13 protein-coding genes are annotated in these 20,598 nt (G+C 44.6%); 4 read left to right on the forward strand and 9 right to left on the reverse strand.

The annotated features are described in order from the left end of the window. From ABWY16_RS20895 to ABWY16_RS20910, 4 genes are all read right to left on the reverse strand, one after another. Positions 1 to 862: glycoside hydrolase family 36 N-terminal domain-containing protein (locus ABWY16_RS20895; RefSeq protein ID WP_353906606.1), on the reverse strand; the 862-nt coding region annotated here is incomplete at its 3' end. 53 nt (positions 863 to 915) lie between these two features. Beyond that, entirely contained in the window at positions 916 to 4,242 is a 3,327-nt protein-coding gene (locus tag ABWY16_RS20900; RefSeq protein ID WP_353906607.1) for a DUF5107 domain-containing protein, read from the reverse strand. Positions 4,243 to 4,266: 24 nt separating this feature from the next. Then, positions 4,267 to 5,613, reverse strand: a complete 1,347-nt coding sequence (locus ABWY16_RS20905; protein WP_353906608.1) for a sugar porter family MFS transporter — start codon at positions 5,611 to 5,613, stop codon at positions 4,267 to 4,269. Positions 5,614 to 5,654: 41 nt separating this feature from the next. After that, positions 5,655 to 7,628, reverse strand: a complete 1,974-nt coding sequence (locus ABWY16_RS20910) for a glycoside hydrolase family 97 protein (RefSeq protein WP_353906609.1) — start codon at positions 7,626 to 7,628, stop codon at positions 5,655 to 5,657. Positions 7,629 to 7,796: 168 nt separating this feature from the next. Here ABWY16_RS20910 and ABWY16_RS20915 point away from each other — a divergent pair, with 168 nt between their 5' ends. Further along, the gene (locus tag ABWY16_RS20915; protein WP_353906610.1) at positions 7,797 to 8,696 is read left to right on the forward strand and encodes an AraC family transcriptional regulator; all 900 of its coding nucleotides are present in this window, start codon (positions 7,797 to 7,799) and stop codon (positions 8,694 to 8,696) included. 1 nt (position 8,697) lies between these two features. Here the strand turns inward: ABWY16_RS20915 and ABWY16_RS20920 are convergent, their stop codons facing one another. The 3 genes from ABWY16_RS20920 to ABWY16_RS20930 form a co-directional block, all read right to left on the reverse strand. Beyond that, a complete protein-coding gene (locus tag ABWY16_RS20920; protein ID WP_353906611.1) occupies positions 8,698 to 10,248 on the reverse strand; it encodes a RagB/SusD family nutrient uptake outer membrane protein in 1,551 nt (516 codons plus the stop codon). An 11-nt stretch (positions 10,249 to 10,259) separates the two neighbouring features. Further along, positions 10,260 to 13,313, reverse strand: coding sequence for a SusC/RagA family TonB-linked outer membrane protein (locus tag ABWY16_RS20925; RefSeq protein ID WP_353906612.1), 3,054 nt, complete (start codon positions 13,311 to 13,313; stop codon positions 10,260 to 10,262). A 151-nt stretch (positions 13,314 to 13,464) separates the two neighbouring features. Then, a complete protein-coding gene (locus tag ABWY16_RS20930; RefSeq protein WP_353906613.1) occupies positions 13,465 to 13,875 on the reverse strand; it encodes a VOC family protein in 411 nt (136 codons plus the stop codon). 214 nt (positions 13,876 to 14,089) lie between these two features. Here ABWY16_RS20930 and ABWY16_RS20935 point away from each other — a divergent pair, with 214 nt between their 5' ends. Genes ABWY16_RS20935 through ABWY16_RS20945 form a run of 3 tightly spaced genes read left to right on the forward strand, consistent with a single transcriptional unit; the run spans position 14,090 to position 18,117 of the window. After that, entirely contained in the window at positions 14,090 to 14,623 is a 534-nt protein-coding gene (locus ABWY16_RS20935) for an SRPBCC family protein (RefSeq protein ID WP_353906614.1), read from the forward strand. A 15-nt stretch (positions 14,624 to 14,638) separates the two neighbouring features. Then, positions 14,639 to 17,716: a glycoside hydrolase family 2 protein gene (locus ABWY16_RS20940; protein WP_353906615.1), complete on the forward strand. Its 3,078-nt coding sequence runs from the start codon at positions 14,639 to 14,641 to the stop codon at positions 17,714 to 17,716. 14 nt (positions 17,717 to 17,730) lie between these two features. Beyond that, complete coding sequence (locus ABWY16_RS20945) at positions 17,731 to 18,117, forward strand: cupin domain-containing protein (RefSeq protein ID WP_353906616.1); 387 nt, start codon at positions 17,731 to 17,733, stop codon at positions 18,115 to 18,117. A 16-nt stretch (positions 18,118 to 18,133) separates the two neighbouring features. Here ABWY16_RS20945 and ABWY16_RS20950 read toward each other — a convergent pair whose 3' ends face one another. Next, entirely contained in the window at positions 18,134 to 19,252 is a 1,119-nt protein-coding gene (locus ABWY16_RS20950; RefSeq protein ID WP_353906617.1) for a bile acid:sodium symporter family protein, read from the reverse strand. A gap of 22 nt (positions 19,253 to 19,274) precedes the next feature. Continuing rightward, complete coding sequence (locus ABWY16_RS20955; protein ID WP_353906618.1) at positions 19,275 to 20,486, reverse strand: aminotransferase class V-fold PLP-dependent enzyme; 1,212 nt, start codon at positions 20,484 to 20,486, stop codon at positions 19,275 to 19,277. Positions 20,487 to 20,598: the final 112 nt, after the last annotated feature.

Consider the following 20,598-nt stretch of genomic DNA (forward strand, 5'->3'; position numbering starts at 1 on the left):
AGGTTTCACCCGCTTTCAGCGGGTAGGGAGATGCATAATTGTTCATTCCGGCGATGATGCGCAGGTTATCCTGATAATCCAGTTCCAGGTCGATGCGGAAATTACCGCTCCACTCCATGGCACCGTACAATACACTGCCTTCATCTTCGCCGGCGGGCTTATTCAGGGAAACCATAAATACAGAAGGCTGGAACAGATTAGCCCTGGTGCCCAGCTTACTGTCCAGGGTTTTTATTCCATGAGTGAGTTTAGATTCCTCAGGCTGCATTTCCCTCGCCCAGTTACCGTGGTACTGCTTCAGCCAGTAGTTATCTGCCTTAAGATACAAGTTAGCTGAAGCATATTTATGCAGCGCAACCAGTCCTTTTTCTTTGTGCCTGATTTCGCTCCATTGCTCTATCACATCCTCCTTAAAGTAAGATTTATAGAACAGCGTTACTTCAAAATTGTAAACAGGGTCTTTCAAAAGCACGCTCAGCAAATTGACATCTTCGGCAAGCTTTATCACTTTGTGGCTCTGGTACCGCAGATTAAGGGAGTTATTTCCATCGGAATGTGTCACCGTAATTGCAGGTTCGAGCAAGCTGCGCGAACCTGAGGGTGTATAGGCTGAACTGAGTTCATCGCTTACGTCTTCATGCTGTTTATATGCTCCGGGAATAAGACCATACTCAGCCGGATTGCCCAGCTTTTTGCCGAAGAAGATCATATTCACTTCTTTTTTGGCGCCCACAGACAGCACCATTGCGTTGTTTTCTGTTTCAACCGGTATAATCACCGACTGGGCGAATACCGGGGCGCTCAGGAAAATTAAACATACAAACCAAAACGTAGTATTGGGCACTGGCTTTAATTGCTTCATATCGAAAGAGTTCTAGGTAAAGAAATATAATCATTTTACTAAAAATCTGCAGGCTAATTTTCAGATAGATGAGCATATTCATCCAAATAGCTTTTTGCACCTAAATGGGCAGCATCCAAAGTGAGGACCGCTGAGAAGGCCGCTTTTGCTTCTTCCCCCCGCTTCAATCCGAGATAACCTAAGCCCTGCATAAAAAGACAATGCGTCCGGTTCCTCAGATCCATATCATCTTCAAAGATCAGCAGGTTAGGAAGAGATACTGCAAAATAATCGATCTGGACATGATCATTCTGATGCGCTTTACCGTACACCACCAGTCTGTCAAATATCTCAGTAGCTTTTTCCAGTTTGCCCAGTTTACGCCAGGCAAGTCCCTGATAGAAGATCTTATCCGGCTGCTGGTCATTGTAAAACACTGCGGCCGAAGGTACGTGCAGTCCTACTGTAGCTCTGCGGAAAAAGGAAACTGCCTGCTCCCGGTTGCCAATTCCCTCATAACTGAGCCCCAGCCAGTAAAAGATATCATTTTCCTGTGTACCAAAAAGTTTACCTTCTCCCAGCTGATGCGGATAAAGTTGTGCGCGTTCCAATAAATCAATTGCTTCACCGAAATTCCCTAACCTGATTTCCTTCTTTGCAAGTTCAGTCAGCGTGTGCACATACTGTCCCGAAACTTTTCCCTCTCCACCTTCCCATGGATGAAACTGCCTGCCCATGATGAGTTCGAGGGCTATTTCATGTTGTCCCGCAAAATTAAGCAGTACAATTCGTTCCAGATAAACATCATCTCGCAGGTTTGCGGTTTTGATCTGATCTTCCAGAAACTGTAAACGATCCTCCGGCTTTCTGTTCAATCTTTTGTATAACTGATCAAGTTCCATCAGCACACGTGCATCAGTACTGTCAAGTCCGAAGGCGTTCTCAAAATAGCGGAGTGCCCCTTCCCGGTCATGTCGTTTATTGAAACTGGCGATACCAAGGTTTCTGAGTACAGTGGGGAAACTGCTGTCCAGTCTGGCAGATAATTCCCAGCATGAGATTGCATCCTCGTACTGGCGTTTGTCATAAAACAGGTTTCCCAGGTAATAAGGAGCTTTGGCATCGGCTGTGTTGAGTTCTGATGCCAGTCTCAGTACATGAATCTCTTCCAGCCGGTTTGGAAAGCATAAATAAGGATCTGCTGCAGATGCTTTCTCCAGCAGCGATATGGCTCGTACCGCATCCTTCATTTTATGGTAGAAAAAAGCCAGATGATAGTAGACCATAGGGCTCGTGCCTGCAGGGTTAATAGCATTGCTGAGCAGACCTGCCGCTTCGGGATATAATCCTGCAGCAGCATAATCCAGTGCATAAGTGATAAAACTTTGGTCATATCCCCTTGCAACCAGCAGCAGCTCTTTTATCGCATCCTTACCGGCCTGTAAAGTACGCTGGGCTTCGGACAACTCATAGAAAGCACCGAGGTTAAAAGGATCTCTTTCTAAGGCGTACCCCGCGACAGCTTCTGCCGCATCATACTGCCCCAGTTTCCGGTAAGCGGCCGACTTTAATACATAAGCCTTTCCGTTGTTGGCATTGTTGGCAAGCGACAGGCTGAGGTGCTCGATAGCAAGCTCCGCATCTCCGCGATTAATGTCAATCTGTGCCACTGCAAAATACCCGCTAGCTTTCCATCCATTTCCCCAGGTTGATTTATAAAAAGCATCATAAGCCTGATCTTCATGGCCAAGGTATTTCTTACACAAACCCAGATTATAGTAGGGCTCTGTATCGCAGGGATTGGGATTCCGCAAAGTAAGGGTAGTTATTGCCCTTTTGAAAAAGGCTTCACTTTTCGCAAACTGCCCCCTCCTGAGATACCATAGCCCTAATGCATTGTTGTTTCTGATATCCCCGGGATCAATAGCGAGTGCTTTTTGGTAATAAGGTACCGGACTGTAGGTGGCGTGCCGGTATTGTTCAAGATGCTGTCCTGTTAGGAAAAGCTGCTCTGTATTTTCGAGGTCGCCGGCATCGCTGGCTGCTTTAGCCGGTTCAGGAAGCTTATTCTTCTTATTCAGCGCAGGCGCATATTTTATCAGTTCCTTTCCTGCAACAGAATAAAGGATCAGCAGTAATTGTTCCTCTTCTATTGGCCCCGCAACATTAAACTCACCGCTGTATATGTTTGCAGGATCAATGTCAGCTACTGCTTCAGCAATCAGCTTGTCCTTATAACTCAACCGGATATGTATCCCTTTCTGAACAGCAGTGACATAGATTTTCACTATAACAAGATCTTCCTGTGTATCTACAGCAATGAGAATATCTTTGGTTGCATTTTTTACCATTCCCAGTTCACTGTAGGGCAGAAAATATTGTCTGAATGATTTTTCCTCATTGGGCATCAGCCATGTAAAATCGGGCTGGTTATCGGTAAACATCCCTGTCATCAGTTCAATGTAAGGGCCGTCCTCATCGGTGAGGTTGCGGTCCCATGCCTGTCCAAAATCACTGTGGCCCCAGGTCCATTGTTTCTTTCCCGGAGAAACATGATGATTGGCGACATGCAGCAGGCCGGCCCTTGTATCGTGCTCATATCCTCCCATAAAATCATACTCCGAATTGATTGCCATATACGAAGTGGGTACAGGGATATTCTTATATCTCGAAATATCTGTCCCCGGCGAATAATCTACCTTGTAGTAAGTGCCCGTAGCAATTGGAAAGGCAGAGACATCGCGTTTGCCATGGTCAAATACCGCGTTGACATCCGGCGGGAAAACCGACTGGTAATGATCGTTCACTTTCACTGCCGGGTTTGCCCACCAAAGGAAGGTCTGCGGCAGAGCTGATCTGTTGATCAGTTTGGCACTGATCTCGATATACGCCTTTTCAGGATATAAGGTAAAGGAAGCAAGCCCTTTTGTATGGAACATCCGCTCAACTTCATTGACCATAATCGTTTTACTGCCATCTTCATTTTCCCGGATCAGGTAATCAACAGGTTCAAACGTGCTCGGACGGTGGTGCTGAGGCCAGTTAAATTCTATACCACCTGATATCCAGGGGCCTGTCAAACCTACTAAAGCAGGCTTGATCACCTGATTATAATAGATGAAATGCCTGTTCCTGATTTTGTCATAGGCCATATGGATTCTTCCGCCCAGCTCTGGAAGGATCATGAGCTTTAGATATTTATTCTCAAGAAACAGTCCTTTATAGTCCCGGTTTTCTTTTTCATCGAAGATCTTCTCGATAATTGCATTCGGATAAACCGCGCCACTGCTGCCCTGGTAAATACGTTTTTCAAAGAACATGGGGTTCTTATCCGGTTTCCCCACCCCATAGGTAGGAATGGTGACAGTCTCTTCCCAAACGTTTACATAAAACTCTTCCATTTTTATCTTTTATTTCTATTCATATTAATGTCTGATTAATTGTTCTTCCAGTTCCTCCAGTGTTTGCCCTTTTGTTTCCTTAACCTTTCTGATCACAAACAGAAAACCCAGAAAGCAGATACCTGCATACAGATAGAAAGGTCCGTAAGTACCCAGTTTTTTTGCCATCACGGGAAAGGTAAATACGAGTATAAAATAGGCTCCCCACAAAGAGACAATGGCTACAGATGAGGCCATGCCCCTGATCTTATTGGGAAATATCTCAGAAATGAGCACCCAGGTAACCGGTGCCAGTGAGATGGCGTACATGCTTATTGCCAGCAGCACAAATATGGATACCATTCCTGCCGGATAGTGATGCTGCAGCAAAAAAGCCAGAACCAGGTAAACAACAGATAAACCCAGCGAACCGGCCAGCATCAGCGGCCTTCGTCCAAGTTTATCTACCTGCCACATGGCAAGTAATGTAAAAACAAGGTTAACCAGGCCAATGGCCACGGTTTCAAAAAGCTGCCGGTCCAGATTTGCACCAACCGACTCAAATATGGTAGAAGTATAATTGAATACGACATTGATGCCGCAGAATTGCTGAAATACGGCCAGCACAATTCCTACAAAGACAGCAGGACGTACACTTTTTTCAAACACTGCGCGGTAGGAATGTTTTTGATTTCCCGCCAGCGATTTGCTGATGGCAGCAACAGTTTCTTCTGCAAACACTGCAGAGCCGATCTTATTTAAAACCGCGGAAGCTTTCTCTTCCTGTCCAGCTTTAAACAGCCAGCGCGGGCTTTCGGGCAGCCACATCACCCCCAGGAGGAAAATTAAAGACGGAACCACACCAAGGCCAAACATCCACCTCCAGGAGTCTGCCCCATGATCTGCCAGAAAATAGTTTACCACATTGGTCACCAGAATCCCAATCACTACTGTCAACTGGTTGATCGCCACATTGCGACCCCTCACTTTCGCCGGTGAAATTTCGGCAATATACATAGGGCATAACATTGAAGCCATTCCAACTCCTATGCCCGCAGCAAAACGCATGATCACAAAAAAAGTAAGTCCTGATGATAGCGCAATACCAACAGATGATCCCGCAAAAATAACCGCCGCCAGCATAAGCCCGGGTCTTCTACCATACCGGTCGGCAAGTTTTCCTGCAAGCAAACACCCTGCAATACAGCCCAGTGCCAGCGAACCTGTTAAAAAACCCTCCCACCATGGATCAAGCATGAACTGCAGCCTTAAAAAAGGCAGGGCCCCGGAAATCACTGCAAAGTCGAAACCAAAAAGATAGCCACCCAGGGCCGATATGAAAGAAATGCCGAGAATATACCTGGTGTTAAAAGCTATGGGATTGTTGGTCATTGTATATTTGGTTGTTAAAAGATGAATTTTGTTAATTTGATCTAATCCAGCGGCCGCAGCACAGCAACTGCCCCTCCACCATTCGCTAAAGACAGATCAATCTTTGATTGTTTTGTCACTTTTACCATTTTGAAAACATACTGTTCTGCATTTTGATTCGCATCGGCAGCATCCGTATATAGCTCTGCTATGTAGGTTTTGTGATCAGGTAAAAAAGAAAGATCAACAGTTAACGATCGTGCATCCCAGTTTGTCATGGCCCCTATAAACCATTTATTATTTTTTCTTTTTGCCATCACTGCATAGCTCCCGGCTTTAGCATTTAGGACTTTGCTGTCATCAAAAACAGTGGGTACGGAAGAAAGAAATCTCATAATGTCCGGATATTTGAGGTATTCCGTGGGCGAATCACATAACATTGCGAAGGGCTGATCAAAAACCACATACATCGCCAGTTCATGACAGCGTGTCCCCTGGGTGGAGGGTAATCCGGGATCTACTGGCTTAAAGCTTGCTTTCGTCCTGTTTCGCATAGATCCTGGTGTGTAGTCAAGTGGTCCCGCCAGCATGCGGATAAAAGGGACCAGCAAGTGCTGGTCAGGATTAGCGGTATAGTCCCATTTAGAACATTCTGCTCCACGCACAGCCTCATAATTCACAATATTCGGATAGGTCTTCTGCAGGCCTGTAGGTTTAGTACAGCCATGAAAGTCAATCATCAGTTTCCGCTCTGCTGCAGCACCTGCAATTTTTTCCATCCACTGCAGGGCCAGCTGGTCATCCCGGTCAAAGAAATCAACCTTAATTCCGGCTGCCCCTATGGACTGTAAAAAATCGAGATTGCCTTCCAGGTCTTTCATCAAAGTTGTAGCCACGCACCACAGGAATACGCCCACATTTTTAGTTTTTCCCCGGTTGATGATTTCCCGGATATCTACATAGGGTTTTACTTTCCTGAGATCATAATTATCAGACCAGCCTGCATCAATCATCAGGTATTCCAGATGGCTGGCAGCAGCGAAATCTATATAATAATCATATAAAGCAGTGTTTCTGTTGTTCATTCCAGAAGGAAGCGGCGAACCCGGCAGGAGCGCATCATGCCACCACTCCCATGCAGCTTTGCCTGGTCTGATCCAGGAGGTATTAGCGATCCTGGAAGGGGCCGCAAGCTGATAGACGAGCTGATTGTTCAGCAAGTCTTTATCCTCAGCTGCTACAATGATTACCCTCCAGGGGAAACTTCTGTTTCCGTTAGTGCGGGCAATAAAGCCTTCCCTTTCCTTTACCACAGAAACAAAGTTGCCCCAACTTCCCAGTTCCGTACGCGATGGATAATTTGCCCATTTGCCCATGATCTTTCCCTGGTGTTTTTCAAGGTACATTCCCGGATAATCAAAAACATCAGATTCTGCAACTGCTACCTTTACTCCTGATTGCTGATTGCAAAACAGCGTTGGTGTCAATGCCTTTTTACCGTCCGGGATCTGCCCTATTGATGGATAAGTTTTATACGGCACTTCCCAGGATGTAAAAGTATCGGTCTCAGGAAAAATCACTTGAGGATTTCCGCTCAGATTGAATCCTGCCTGTTCGCTTATTACGTTTATACTGTCAGTGATACGGGTAACAAACCTGTAAGCAACCCCTTTGTCATAAGCCCTGAAGATGATAGAATACTGATCTGAGAAATCGATTACTATCTCATTATAGTTATTACTGAGCGATGCTGTTTTTCCATAAACCGGTTTGAGCTCCAGCCTGATCTGGTATGACCTGGCGTCTTTAATTTTAGCTCCCCGGCCCAGCACGCGGTTCTCCAGCGACATTGAAATTAAAGATGGTGCAACTATTTCAGTATTGTTGAAAAGTACTGCGTAAGTAATGCTGTCCTTCACCCTCACCCTTATTTTCAGTTGTTCGTCCGGAGATTTGACCAGATAATCTTTCGCCTGCAAATGAGTCAACCCTGCAAGAAAAAGAAGGATACCGCTGAGGATGATTTTAAGTTTCATGGTTTATAGTTGGTACTGTAAACTTATTGCAAGACCGTACATTTTAAAATGGATAAATTTTAAAAAAGGATGGACAATACAACTCCGGCAACACTTAATTAATTACGGTATTATTTTTAAAATTATTAAATTAGCATTAAATCAAATATTAACTTAACTCACACAAAATTGGAGAATCGAACGCCGGATAATAAAAAAAGTGTGAAAGAAGGTTTCGTAGGGCAGCAGATGATCGTTCTTCCTCCAAATATTAAACGCAAGATCTCCGGGACGCCCCTTACAAAGAACTTTTACCTTACTGCTATAGGATATTATCCAAGGGCTTTCTACCATGAAAGGGAACGGAAATCCGGCAGCGCACAATATATACTTATCTATTGTACAGAGGGGGGAGGTGTCATTTATCTCAATGGCATTCCCTATGAATTGTACCCAAACAGCTATTTCATCATTCCTAAAAACACACCTCACAGATACCACAGTAATGAAAGTAACCCCTGGAGCATTTACTGGGTACATTTTATGGGAGATCTTTCTGAGAGCATATACGGGCGTTCTCTTGAAAATGCCGAACCAAGCGTCCATCCTATTCCTTATGATGAAAACAGGATCAAACTCTTTGAGCAGATTTATTCTATTGTAGAACATGGCCTGAATGAAAAAGAAATGGAGATCATGAATTTCAATATGCTGCATTTCATTTCTTCGCTTATCTACTACAAAGAGGCCAACCCTTCAATTTACAATACAGATTCAATCAGCAATTCTATTCTCTATATGAAACAGCACCTGAATGGAAAATTTGGAATTGAGGACCTGGCGGCCCAGCAGCACCTCTCTGTTTCCCATTATTCCAGATCCTTTAAACAAAAGACCGGCTCATCTCCCATTAATTACTTCAACCAGCTTAAGATTCAAAAATCCTGTCAGTATCTATATTTTACTGACAGGAGTATCAAAGAAATCTGTAAGGAACTTGGCTTTGATGACCAGTACTATTTCTCGAGATTATTTAAAAGTATCACCGGCTCATCCCCCTCACAGTATAAAAAGCGGCACAAGAAGTAAGCTACTGGTTAGAATACCCCGGGTTCTGGTCTGATTCGCTGATATCCTCATTCTGCTTGATTTCCTGCAGTGGGATAGGGTACCTGTTGTGATATGCCTGTATCGTTCCTGATGCTTTTGTCCACTTATTTCTGAGTTTAGCCAGTTCCACCAGTTTACCTGTGCGGATCAGGTCCATCCGCCTCCAGCCTTCAAAACACAATTCGCGCATTCTTTCATCCATTATCCTGGTTCTGAATTCTTCCTGAGACATCCCCGGGTTCCATCTCTGGGCTGCAGGCAGCGTTCCGTTCCATGCTCTTGTTCTCACGGTATTGTTGACCAGTTCTGCTGCCTGGGCTGTATTGCCAGTTTCATTAAGTGTTTCTGCATAACACAAGAGGACATCAGCGTAACGGAGATAGAAAATATTTTTTCCCGAATACCAGAAGCTCAGTTTACCATCGGTCCGGGTATCTTCGTATTTCCTGACATGCGGATCAAGTTCGTCGCCACCAAACGCGGGGTTAAGTTTAGGAACCGTTCCTTTATAAGTAAAATCATAACGGATACTTTCTGCTTTCCGCAGATCACCCTCTTCCCATAACCCTCCATTGGTCACATTACTGTAGCAATACTGAGTTGGCACCAGTAAATCATATCCGCCAAAATAAGCATACTGATCAATGTCTGCCAGCGACCTTGAGCCCATTTGCCATTGCGTCTGATTGTTATCAGGGTAGACATTATTGAACTGAAATTCATAAATAGATTCGGTACTGTTAGGAAAAGAGGGGTTCCAGAGATTGGCATAATTTGCCAGCAGGCTGTAGGTACCACTTTCTACCAGCTGTTTAAAGGTGTCTCTTGATTTTGTATAATCCCTTAGCCCGGATTCCTGCGGGGCATAAAGGTAAACTTTACCAAGCAGCGCCTGGGCAGCCCCCCTGGTGGCCCTCCTTTTGTCAGACTGCGTAACGGGCAGAAACTTAACCGCATTTTGCAGGTCGGCTATAATGGTGCTGTAAACTAATGAAAGAGGCTGCCGTTTCAAACCGTACTCTTTTGCTTTTTCCTGATCGAGAATTGGTACTGGCCCCCAATACTGCGCCATTTCGAAAGTTAACGCCGCACGGATAAAACTGGCCTCACCAAGCAGCATTTCCCTTCTTGCCTGATTGTTTTCGGTATTCTGGCTCATCCCATATATTACTTTAGCTGCTCCGGAAATAACAGGCCAGCGGCTGTTCCATTGTTCTGCCAGGGCAGTATTACTTGCGGTGAGAAAACCACTGTACTTATCCAAACTCGCCTGGCGATCGTCAGTCTGTACCTGAAATGCCCCCTGTTGTGCTTCATCTGTACCCAGGATAAACATAAAACCACCACGGTCTTTCTTAGTATTCCTCCAGCTGGTGTATAAGCCCAGAACAAATGGCTCCGTATTGTCCAGGCTTCTAAAGATCTGTTCTTCCGTCAGAGCCGTTTGCGGGTCTTCCACAATAAATTTCTTGCATGAACCATACAGTATGATTACACATACCAGAATGATTAAACTATATTTCTGTTTCATTTTGATTGCTATTAAAATCCAACATTTATACCGGCAACGAACATTTTGGAAGTAGGATAAACATCACCCCCCTCAGGATCATATCCCTTGTATTTCGTAACGGTCAGCAAGTTGTTTGCAGTTACATACAGCCGCAGATTGCTCATCTTTGCCTTCGTCAGGAAACTATCCGCAAAATTATAGGACAGGGTTAAGGCTGACATCCTGAGGAAGGAAGAATTCTGAACCGCATAATCTGTCTCTCCCACACCAAAGCGCCCTGTACCACGGTAAGCCCTGAGTATATCTGTATCGGTATGCTCAGGTGTCCAGCGGTCCAGCTCATCAGAAATACCAGCATATTCACCTGTACCTGTCAGCAATCCCTCATACAGTCCGCTGATGGCTTTACCGCCATAGCTGTAATTAAAAACAGCATTGAGAGACAGATTTTTGTAGCTGAAATTTGAAGAAAACCCACCATAAAACTTCGGATCAAGTTTACCTACTACCACTCTGTCGGCATCATCAATCTTGCTATCACCATTCACATCTACCGGAATAATATCCCCCGGATGTATGGTACGTCCTCCATAATCAATATTTTTGATGCGGTCCATATCTGATTCCTGCGCAATCTTATCAAACTTGTAGGTGTAAATAGAATTTAGCGGCTGGTTCAGAAACAGGTTGCCCGTTCTCTGTATCTCGACGCCGGTAAATCCTCCATAAGCGTATATTGCGTCTACGCTGCCAAATAGCTTGGTAATCTTATTCTTATAGGAAGAGATGTTGGCGCTCACGTTCCATTGAAAATCCTCTTTGGCAATGATCTTTCCGTTCACATTAAACTCAACCCCTTTATTCAACAGGGAACCCACATTCTCAATGGTATTGCTGAATCCTGTTGTTGTGGATAATGTCCTGGGCATAAGCAGATCATTGTTATGAATGATAAAGTAATCCGCACTGAATGATAACCTGTTCTTCAACACTCCTACGTCCAGCCCCAGGTTCAATTGCTTTTGTTTCTCCCATTTCAGGTTTGGATTTCCCATACGGCCGTCAGATACATAAGTAACCGATCCATTTGTAAAAACAGGGCGGTACAGGGAATTATAGGCGAAATTTGGAATATTCTGATTCCCCGCTATCCCATAACCTGCACGGAGTTTAAGAGCGTCCATATTCAAGCCCTTAAAAAAATCCTCTTTTGCTATGTCCCATGCCAGTGCCAGGGACGGAAACAGTCCCCATTTGTTGCCGTTGCCAAATCTTGATGAGCCATCATACCTACCTGTCAGTGTAGCAAAATACTTTTGGTCATAGTTGTAGTTAAACCTGGCAATATAACTGATCAGTGAATTGGTAGAAAAATCAGAGGCAAGCTGAAATTGATCTTTCAGGTAGGCCCCGCCCAGGTATTTATATGAAAACTCATCAGTAGCAAAACCTCTTGCGTCCACCTGGTTATAATTGTAATTATTTTGGGTCAACCCGAAGCTGAGGAGGCCGGAAAAGTTATTTTTTCCAGAAGATTTATCATAGGAAAGAGAACTGTCCCATTGCCAGTTCATCCAGCTTTCTTTTCTCTGTGTAGCGCTTCCGCTGGTAGAATTACGAATAGACTGGCCAAGGCTCTTAGGCACATAGTTGAAGTAATCCTGGCTCCTCGCATCAAGTGAAACACCAGTCCTGATATTTAAACCGGGGATAAGGGTAGCTACCAGATAATTGCTAGTCAGCAACCGGCTTTGGTTTCCTTTACTGTCTATTTTTAAACTGCGTATAGGATTGTAGAGATCGGTATTGGTAATTCCTCTCCAGCTCAGATAGAGCAGGTTCTCATCAATAGCCAATAAGGGGTTTGCATTTGCAGCGATGCCAAAAACGCCTCCATCGATATAAGATTCATTTGTGCGCGAAAAACCTGTGTTTGTGCCTAGTTTCAGCCATGGCTTAATCTTCTGTTCCAAATTGATCTGCCCGCCATATCTTCTGTAATTGGATTGTTCGAGTAAGCCGGATTGATTGGTATAATTGAAACTGACGTAAATAGAACCGTCATCTGTTCCCTTGGAAAAGGTAGCTGTATGATTCTGCTGTATGCCTTTTCTGGTAATCTCATCAAGCCAGTTATAGGACTGCCCTGATCTGTTAACGGCCAGTTCAGCAGCACTGAATGCAGGAGAATTCGCACCAATGAGTGTATTGATGTAATCCTGCCTGTTTGCCGTTGGATTATTATCCATATAAGTATTCGCATAGGCATCTATCCTCAGGTCGGCGATCTGTTGTGCATTGAGGTAGTCTATGTTTCGGGCAAATGATTTTACGCCGGTCCAGGCATTGTATTCCACTCTGCCTTCACCATTCTTTCCCCTCCTGGTGGTAATCAATACCACTCCGTTTGCTCCGCGGGCACCATATAAAGCAGTCGCAGAAGCATCTTTCAATACATCCACACTGGCAATATCATCGGGATTGATGGTATTAAAACCGTCTTCGATCACAAGTCCGTCTACTACGTAGATGGGGTTTGAACCATACTGAATGGAATTATTCCCCCTTACTTTGATCGTGGCGCTGCCTCCCGGGCGGGGATTATTATTCTGAATAAGCACCCCCGGAATACGGCCCTGAATAGCCTGATTGATATCTGTTACAGGAAGTTCCTTTATTGTACTTTCTGTAATTCCCGCTACCGATCCGGTCAGGTCCTTTTTTCTGATGGTTACCCCGACGACTGTAACCTCCTGAAGATCACTTGCCACAGGCCTCAATGCTACATTGACCATGCTTCTTGCCGGTAGGGACTGACTTTCGTAACCGATAGCCGTAAATAAAAGTACAGCTCCAGACGGAGCTGTAAGTATAAATTTACCATCACTATTGGTACTCACACCCCTCTGGGTCCCTTTAACCGTAACGGACACTCCGGGCATCGGAGAACCGTTATCTGAAGACCGTACCTGACCTGTCACCTGCAATGGTTCCTGGGAATATACATCCAGGCTGAAGAAAAATGCCGCCGATAGCAGAAAAAAACCGAATAACTTTATCCGCCGGTAAGTAAAAAAATGCATAGTATTTATATTTGGTTTAAGTTTGTTAAACCTAATCAGCCAAATCATCTATTCAAATGGATAAACCCTTAAAATAAATGGATAATATTACCATGACAATAAAACTTACCGAAAGAATTACATTCCTGTAGTTCTACTACAATTGTTGCTTTTAGTTCTTATCAAAGTTCAGCAGCCATCTCAGCCCGAATTTATCGGTAAACATGCCAAAAAGTGCTCCCCAGAATTCAAGTTTCAAAGGATGAATATCGGTCCCGCCGGCGGAAAGCTTGTCGAAATAACTTCTGATCTCTTCCTCGCTGCTGCAATTTAAAGAAAGTGCCACAGCATTGCCGCGGATAAGTTCTCCACCCATCATCATGTCTGAGGCCATCAGTTGCAGACTGCCTTTGCTTAGATGGGCATGCATCACTGCTCCAGGGGCTGCCTGTCCGCAGGCTCCCTCGACAGGTGTATCTTCAACATGACTGATCATCAGTTCTCCGCCGGTACAGTCTTTATAGAAGTTCATGGCTTCGGCACAGTTGCCGTCAAATGTGAGGTATGCGATAATTTGTGTCATAACTTTAGGATTTTGGTTAGTTTAAGTACAGCTAAGATAAGCTGACAGTTTCTCTAACAGGATTGCTGCATCAGTCAACTTAAGGGGGCAAACGCGACAAACAGGAACCGAACAATGTCGCGAACCACCACAAAGATTGACTTGTTCGCACCCTAACTTTGAATACATCAGATAATATGTTTGTATAAAGTTGCCGGATATAAAACCTGAATATATGAATATCATTGTTAAAATACTGATTGTACTGGTAGTGATTATTGCCATTCCGCTTATCCTCGCCGTATTCATCAAAAAAGAATACCATGTAGAAAGAGAGATAACGATCAACAAAGACAGGCAGTCCGTATTTGACTATATCAGGTTCCTCAAAAACCAGGAATACTACAGCAAATGGGTAATGTTGGACCCTCATATGAAAAAAAATCTAATGGGGACCGATGGCACTGTAGGTTTCACCTATGCCTGGGACGGAAATAAAGCTGCCGGAAAGGGTGCCCAGCAAATTATCAAAATTAACGAAGGAGAAGGCATTGATGTGGAAGTGCGGTTTATCAGACCCTTCGAAAGCATAGCCTATACGCCCATCACTACCTATTTTGTTGCGGCCGACCAAACCCGTGTCAAATGGGAAATGAAGGGAACCAGTCCCTATCCCCTCAATTTTACCAATCTGTTTATCGACAAGATGCTGGGCAATGATCTAGAAGCAAGTCTCATTACCTTAAAAAGCATCCTGGAAAAACAGTAGCTTCTTGAAATCAGGATGGCACAGGTTGCCAAACCGGAGAATCATGTGAAACTTGTATCCATTGTAAAAGATAAGAGTCTAACCAAATCATTCCCCTTTATCCTGATCCCAATGAGTGTTATCAGAACATCTTTCATCATCCTGTTTTCCATCCTGACAACCGTCACCGACTCATGGTCAAACACAAAAACACCCTCAGATCCTCCTGCACGCAGCACATATAACTTTAACCCGGGCTGGAAGTTAGCACCTGGTGATATTGCAAAAGCAGAAGCCAGCGCATTTGACGACAGCTCCTGGAAATCAGTGACCCTTCCACATGCCTGGAATGAGGATGAAGCTTTTAGAAAATCAATAGAAGACCTTTCCACCGGAATCTGCTGGTACAGAAAGCACTTTCACCTTGCTGACAGCCACGGTAAAAAGATCTTTCTGGAATTTGAGGGAATACGCCAGGCCGGCGAGTTTTACCTGAACGGCAAATTCATTGGCCGTCATGAAAATGGAGTGATGGCTTTTGGTTTCGATATCACTGATCTGCTGAATGATCAGGATAATATCATCGCAGTCAGGATTGATAATGCCTGGGATTATAAAGAGAAAACTTCGGGCTCAGGTTATCAATGGAATGATAAGAACTTCAACGCAAACTATGGTGGCATCTCCAAAAACGTAAAACTATATGTAACAGGAAAAACTTATCAGACCCTCCCGCTCTACTCTTCGCTAAACACGACGGGAAGTTATATCTATGGAAAAAACTTTGATATCAAAGGTCGCTCTGCGACTATAGTGGCTTCATCAGAAGTGAAAAATGAAGATGCGGAGGCAAAAGTGATCCGTTTTGAGGTAGAAATCAGGGATGCTGATAATAATATCGTCAGCACTTTTGCCGGCGCAGACCAAAACATACAGCCTGCTGAGACTAAGACTTTCAGCGCAGAGGCACTGGTAGGGAATCTAAATTTCTGGAGCTGGGGCTACGGATACCTGTATTCAGTTACTACAAAATTAATCAGCGGAGGCATTACGATAGATGCCCTGACGACAAAAACGGGGTTCAGAAAAGCAGAATTTAAAGGGGGAATGGTATACCTGAACGACCGTGTGCTGATGATGAAAGGCTATGCACAGCGGACAAGTAACGAGTGGCCTGCAGTGGGTCTATCTGTACCAGCCTGGCTGAGCGATTACAGCAATCAGCTGATGGTAGAAAGCAATGCCAACCTTGTACGGTGGATGCATATCACTCCCTGGAAGCAGGATATTGAATCCTGCGACCGCTCCGGCCTTATCCAGGCAATGCCTGCCGGCGATTCAGAAAAAGACGTAGAAGGCATCAGATGGGATCAGCGGAAAACTGTCATGCAGGATGCCATCATCTACAACCGCAACAATCCAAGCATCCTGTTTTATGAAAGCGGCAATGAATCCATCAGCGCTGCCCATATGCAGCAGATGAGAGATATCCGCAACCTGTATGATGCGCATGGCGGCAGGGCAATCGGCTCCCGCGAGATGCTGGATATTGACCAGGCAGAATATGGCGGGGAAATGTTGTATATCAATAAGAGTGCAGGCAAACCACTTTGGTCGATGGAATATTCCAGGGACGAAGCACTCAGGAAATACTGGGATGAATACACCACGCCTTATCATAAAAACGGCGATGGCCCTTTATACAAAGGAGCGAATGCGAGTGACTACAACCGCAACCAGGATTCTCAGGCTATAGAAGACGTGATGCGTTGGAATGAATATTATGCAGAGCGCCCGGGAACAGGCAGCCGTGTAAGCTCTGGTGGTGTAAATATCATTTTCTCTGATTCCAACACCCATCACCGCGGAGAAGAAAACTACCGCCGCAGCGGTGAGGTAGATGCCATGCGCATTCCCAAAGACAGCTATTTTGCCCATCAGGTGATGTGGGACGGTTGGGTGGAACCTAAACGAACAGGTATTCACCTTATCGGTCACTGGAATTACAAAAAAGGTGTAAAAAAAGATATTACTGTTGTTTCCGCAGGTGATAAAGTAGAACTGCTGCTCAACCGCCAGTCGCTCGGTTTCGGTAAGCGCAGCAATACCTTTCTATTTACATTTAAAAATATAGAATGGAAAGCGGGCATGCTGGAAGCTGTATCATACAATTCTGCAGGCAAGAAGCTGGCCCAAACGCAATTGAAAACATCGGGAATGCCAGCTGCACTTCGTTTAACACCAATCAGCAACCCGGCTGGATTCAAGGCTGACGGTGCCGATCTGACGCTGGTACAGGTTGAAGTTGTTGACAAAGATGGCAACCGCTGCCCGGATGCACTTAACATGGTAAACTTCTCGGTCAAGGGCCCTGCCGAATGGCGCGGAGGTATTGCACAGGGAAAAGACAATTATATCCTCTCAAAAGATTTACCTGTAGAATGTGGAGTTAACAGGGTACTGATCCGTTCTACTACTACCGCCGGAAAGATCAGTCTCAGCGCACAGTCGGCCGGTTTGAAAGCACAGACCATCACTTTTGAATCCCTGCCGGTACAGGTAACAAACGGTCTTTCCAAGACCTTTCCTTCGGATGGCTTAAAATCCTATACCAAAAGAGGTGCAACACCTGCGGGTGCATCTTTTACGGTAAGCCGTAAAGCAGTTAAGATCGTTGGCGCAACCGCCGGAGCAAATACTGAAAAAGCAGTCCTCAGCTACGATGACAATGAACTGAGTGACTGGACGAATGACGGAAAGATCTCCAGCGCATGGATCAGGTATGATTTGGAAAAAGAAAGCACAGTAACGGAAGTAACCCTGAAACTGAATGGCTTCAGGACAAAAAAATATCCTATCCGCATACTTGTCGATCAGCAGGAAGTTTTTAAAGGAATTACGACCACCAGCCTCGGATACTTCACCGCAATACTCAAACCAGCAAAAGGCAAAACCTTAACCATACAATTAACAGATAGCGGGGCAAGCGAGGGCAACACGGCTATTGGCAAGGAAATGAACGGGAAGAACCTGGATGACGGAATTAACCGGCCGGCATCAGATCCTAAAAGTACGCTGGATATTATTGAAGCAGAAGTTTATCAAAAACCGTAATTTGCCTCCAGCTTATGGAAGACAACAATAATTCAGCACTGAAAGCGATCAGACTTTACAATACCAGCGAAACGGAATGTGCATTTGAAACCGGCACCTTACCTACCCAGATTAAAATTGATGTCAGCTATTTCTTTGGCCAGACCAAAGTTGATGCCTATGAGAAGGTTCCGCATCCTGCTCCGCGCAGGCAATATGTGGTTACACTTAAGGGAAAACTCCGGTTTAAAGTTTCTGACGGATCAACCTTTATTGTAGAACCGGGCATTATTCTGATTGCCGAAGATGTTACAGGCCCCGGCCATAGCTGGGAAATCATTGACGGCGACCAGTGGGAACGTCTCTATATCCCCCTGGACACCGTTAATGACAGTCATTTTATGAGAGATCCTGAAGTTTAATACTTCAGTAATCAATTTACGTTACAGGAACAATCTCTTCTTCAGGAATTACTTCATCCGTAATAGGTTTGCGGTGCCAGTATGAAGCAAGGATAGATCCTGTTACGTTCATCAAGGGCCCGAATACTGCAGGTGCAAGTCCTACAGTAGCCATTTTACCCATTTCTTTGGCTAGTCCGGAGGCAAGTCCCCCGTTCTGCATACCCACCTCTATGGCCATTGTCCGGCAGTCGCGCTCCTTCATTTTGAATAAGCGGCCAGACCAATAGCCCAACGTGTAACCCAACAAGTTATGAATCAATACCAGCAGGATCAGTTTGAAACCTATATCCAGCAGGCTGTCATGCCCGGCAGCGGTAATGATCACGATGATAAATGCAATTCCGGACATCGATATCAAAGGCATGATAGTTTCCAGCCATTTATCCCGCCCTTTTAAAAGCTTGTTCACTACCAATCCGGCAGCGATAGGAACGATTACCATTTTCAGGATATCCAGCATCATATGTATCACGTCGATCTTTATAAATGCGCCTGCAAAAAACTTCATTAAAAGCGGTGTCAACAGTGGCGCCAGCAGCGTAGAAACTGCTGTAATCGTAATAGAAAGTGCTAAATTCGCCTTCGCGAGATAAGATATCACATTGGATGCCATCCCATTCGGCGAGCAGCCGATAAGGATAATACCCGCCGCAATCTCCGGCTCAAAGCCACTGACATTAGCCAGGGTAAATCCCAGCAGGGGCATAATCAGGAAATGGCTGAATACACCAATAAAAACACCTTTGGGCATTTTTACCACGCCCACAAAATCATCAAGGCTCATAGATGTACCCATCCCAAACATGATCACCTGGATCAGTGGTGTAATCAGTACGGCAAATTTAAAGCCTTCATACTGCACAAAATAAGAAGGGTAATAAAGTGCTGTAGAGACAGCAGCAAAAATGATGACAGTGTAAGCAAAGCCTTTTAGTGTTGGATAGCCCCTGAAGCCGATAGCCAGCAAAATAAAGAAAGCAATTACAACTGGTCCTGCCTGAGCAAGACCAGTTGTAAATAGAAGTACTATAACAGTGAGTACACACAAGGCTGCTAAACCCAAAGACAGCTTGTAGATATTAAATTTGTTCACAGTAAAATTTGGTTAGCTAATTTTAAACAGTCTTCAGTAACACTTCCTTCACGCGGTTGACTACGATATCAACCTCTTCAGGCTTCAGCAATACAATACCTACATGCAGTGCGTTTTTATTACCGTTGATGACAATACTTGGTGTACCGTTCTTTAAAGCGGTTTTAACATCTTCACCGGTAACTTTAATCTTTGACTGGTCCCAGGTCACCTCAAGTCCGGGAAATGCGTTTGCAGGTCCCGGGCTGATTACAGTTTTAGACTTTACAGTTGGAACAGTTTCAAATGCTTTATTCATACGTGCTGCCAGGTCAAGCCATCCCTGCCATTCTTTTTTGTGATCTCGTTCTATATAAGATTTCAATGCAGCATACATGCCGAACATCTCCTCCTTATTTACTTTCATCGGTCTGCCGATAGGTGCTTCGTTAGGACTATGGTTTGCTCTTGCGGCTTCGATCAGATCTTTACGGCCAAACAAAACACCAGCACTCTGAGGTCCTCTCATCATTTTTCCGCCAGAAAAAGTAACCAGGTCAAAACCTATTTTCTGGAAACGGAACAGGTTCTCTACCGGAGGAACATCTGCGGCTGCATCTATAAATGAAGGAACTTTATGTTTTTTTGCCAGCTCGACAAATTTTTCATGACTGATTGGGTTTTTCCCTACTTCACCAGCATTGAAAAATAAAGCCATCACTGTATTTGCGTTAAAAGCTTTATCCATTTCTTCCGCACCTTCCACTTCAACAAACTTTGCGCCGGTAGTGGTAATTGCCTGGTCAAATAAATAGCGGTGCGACTTCTGGATAATCACCTCCGGGCGTTCGCCAACAAAGTTTGGAAGTATTTTGATTTTTTTCTCATCCAAACCAGTGATACATGCAGCTGTTCCCAGTAACATTGCACAGGCTGCGCCAGAGGTAACCATTGCGGCTTCAACATGAAGCATTTCAGCGATCTTCGCTCCCACTTTGTCCTGCAGTTCATACATGTTTGCAAAATGGTGACTCGTAGAGTTGATGGCCTCCATCACTTCCGGAAGCATTAGTGAACCTGATAAAAATGTCATCGTTGCAGCTGCATTAATAACAGGTGTTACGCCCAGTTCCTTAAAAAAATCACGTGTCGGTGCTGCTGGTTTCTCTGCAGCAAATGCAGATAATCCACTGCCGATAATACCTCCTGCCAATGGCAGTGCTGCTAAACTTTTAACAAGTTCTCTTCTTTTCATATTATAATTAATAAAATTCAGGCTGATTCAAGGTAAAGACACTTAAATCTGGCAATCAGACTAATTAAATGTACGAAAATTCAAAATAAAAGAAACAATTCGGTTTAGCTAA

This window comes from Pedobacter sp. (assembly GCF_040513095.1).
Lineage (GTDB): Bacteria > Bacteroidota > Bacteroidia > Sphingobacteriales > Sphingobacteriaceae > Pedobacter.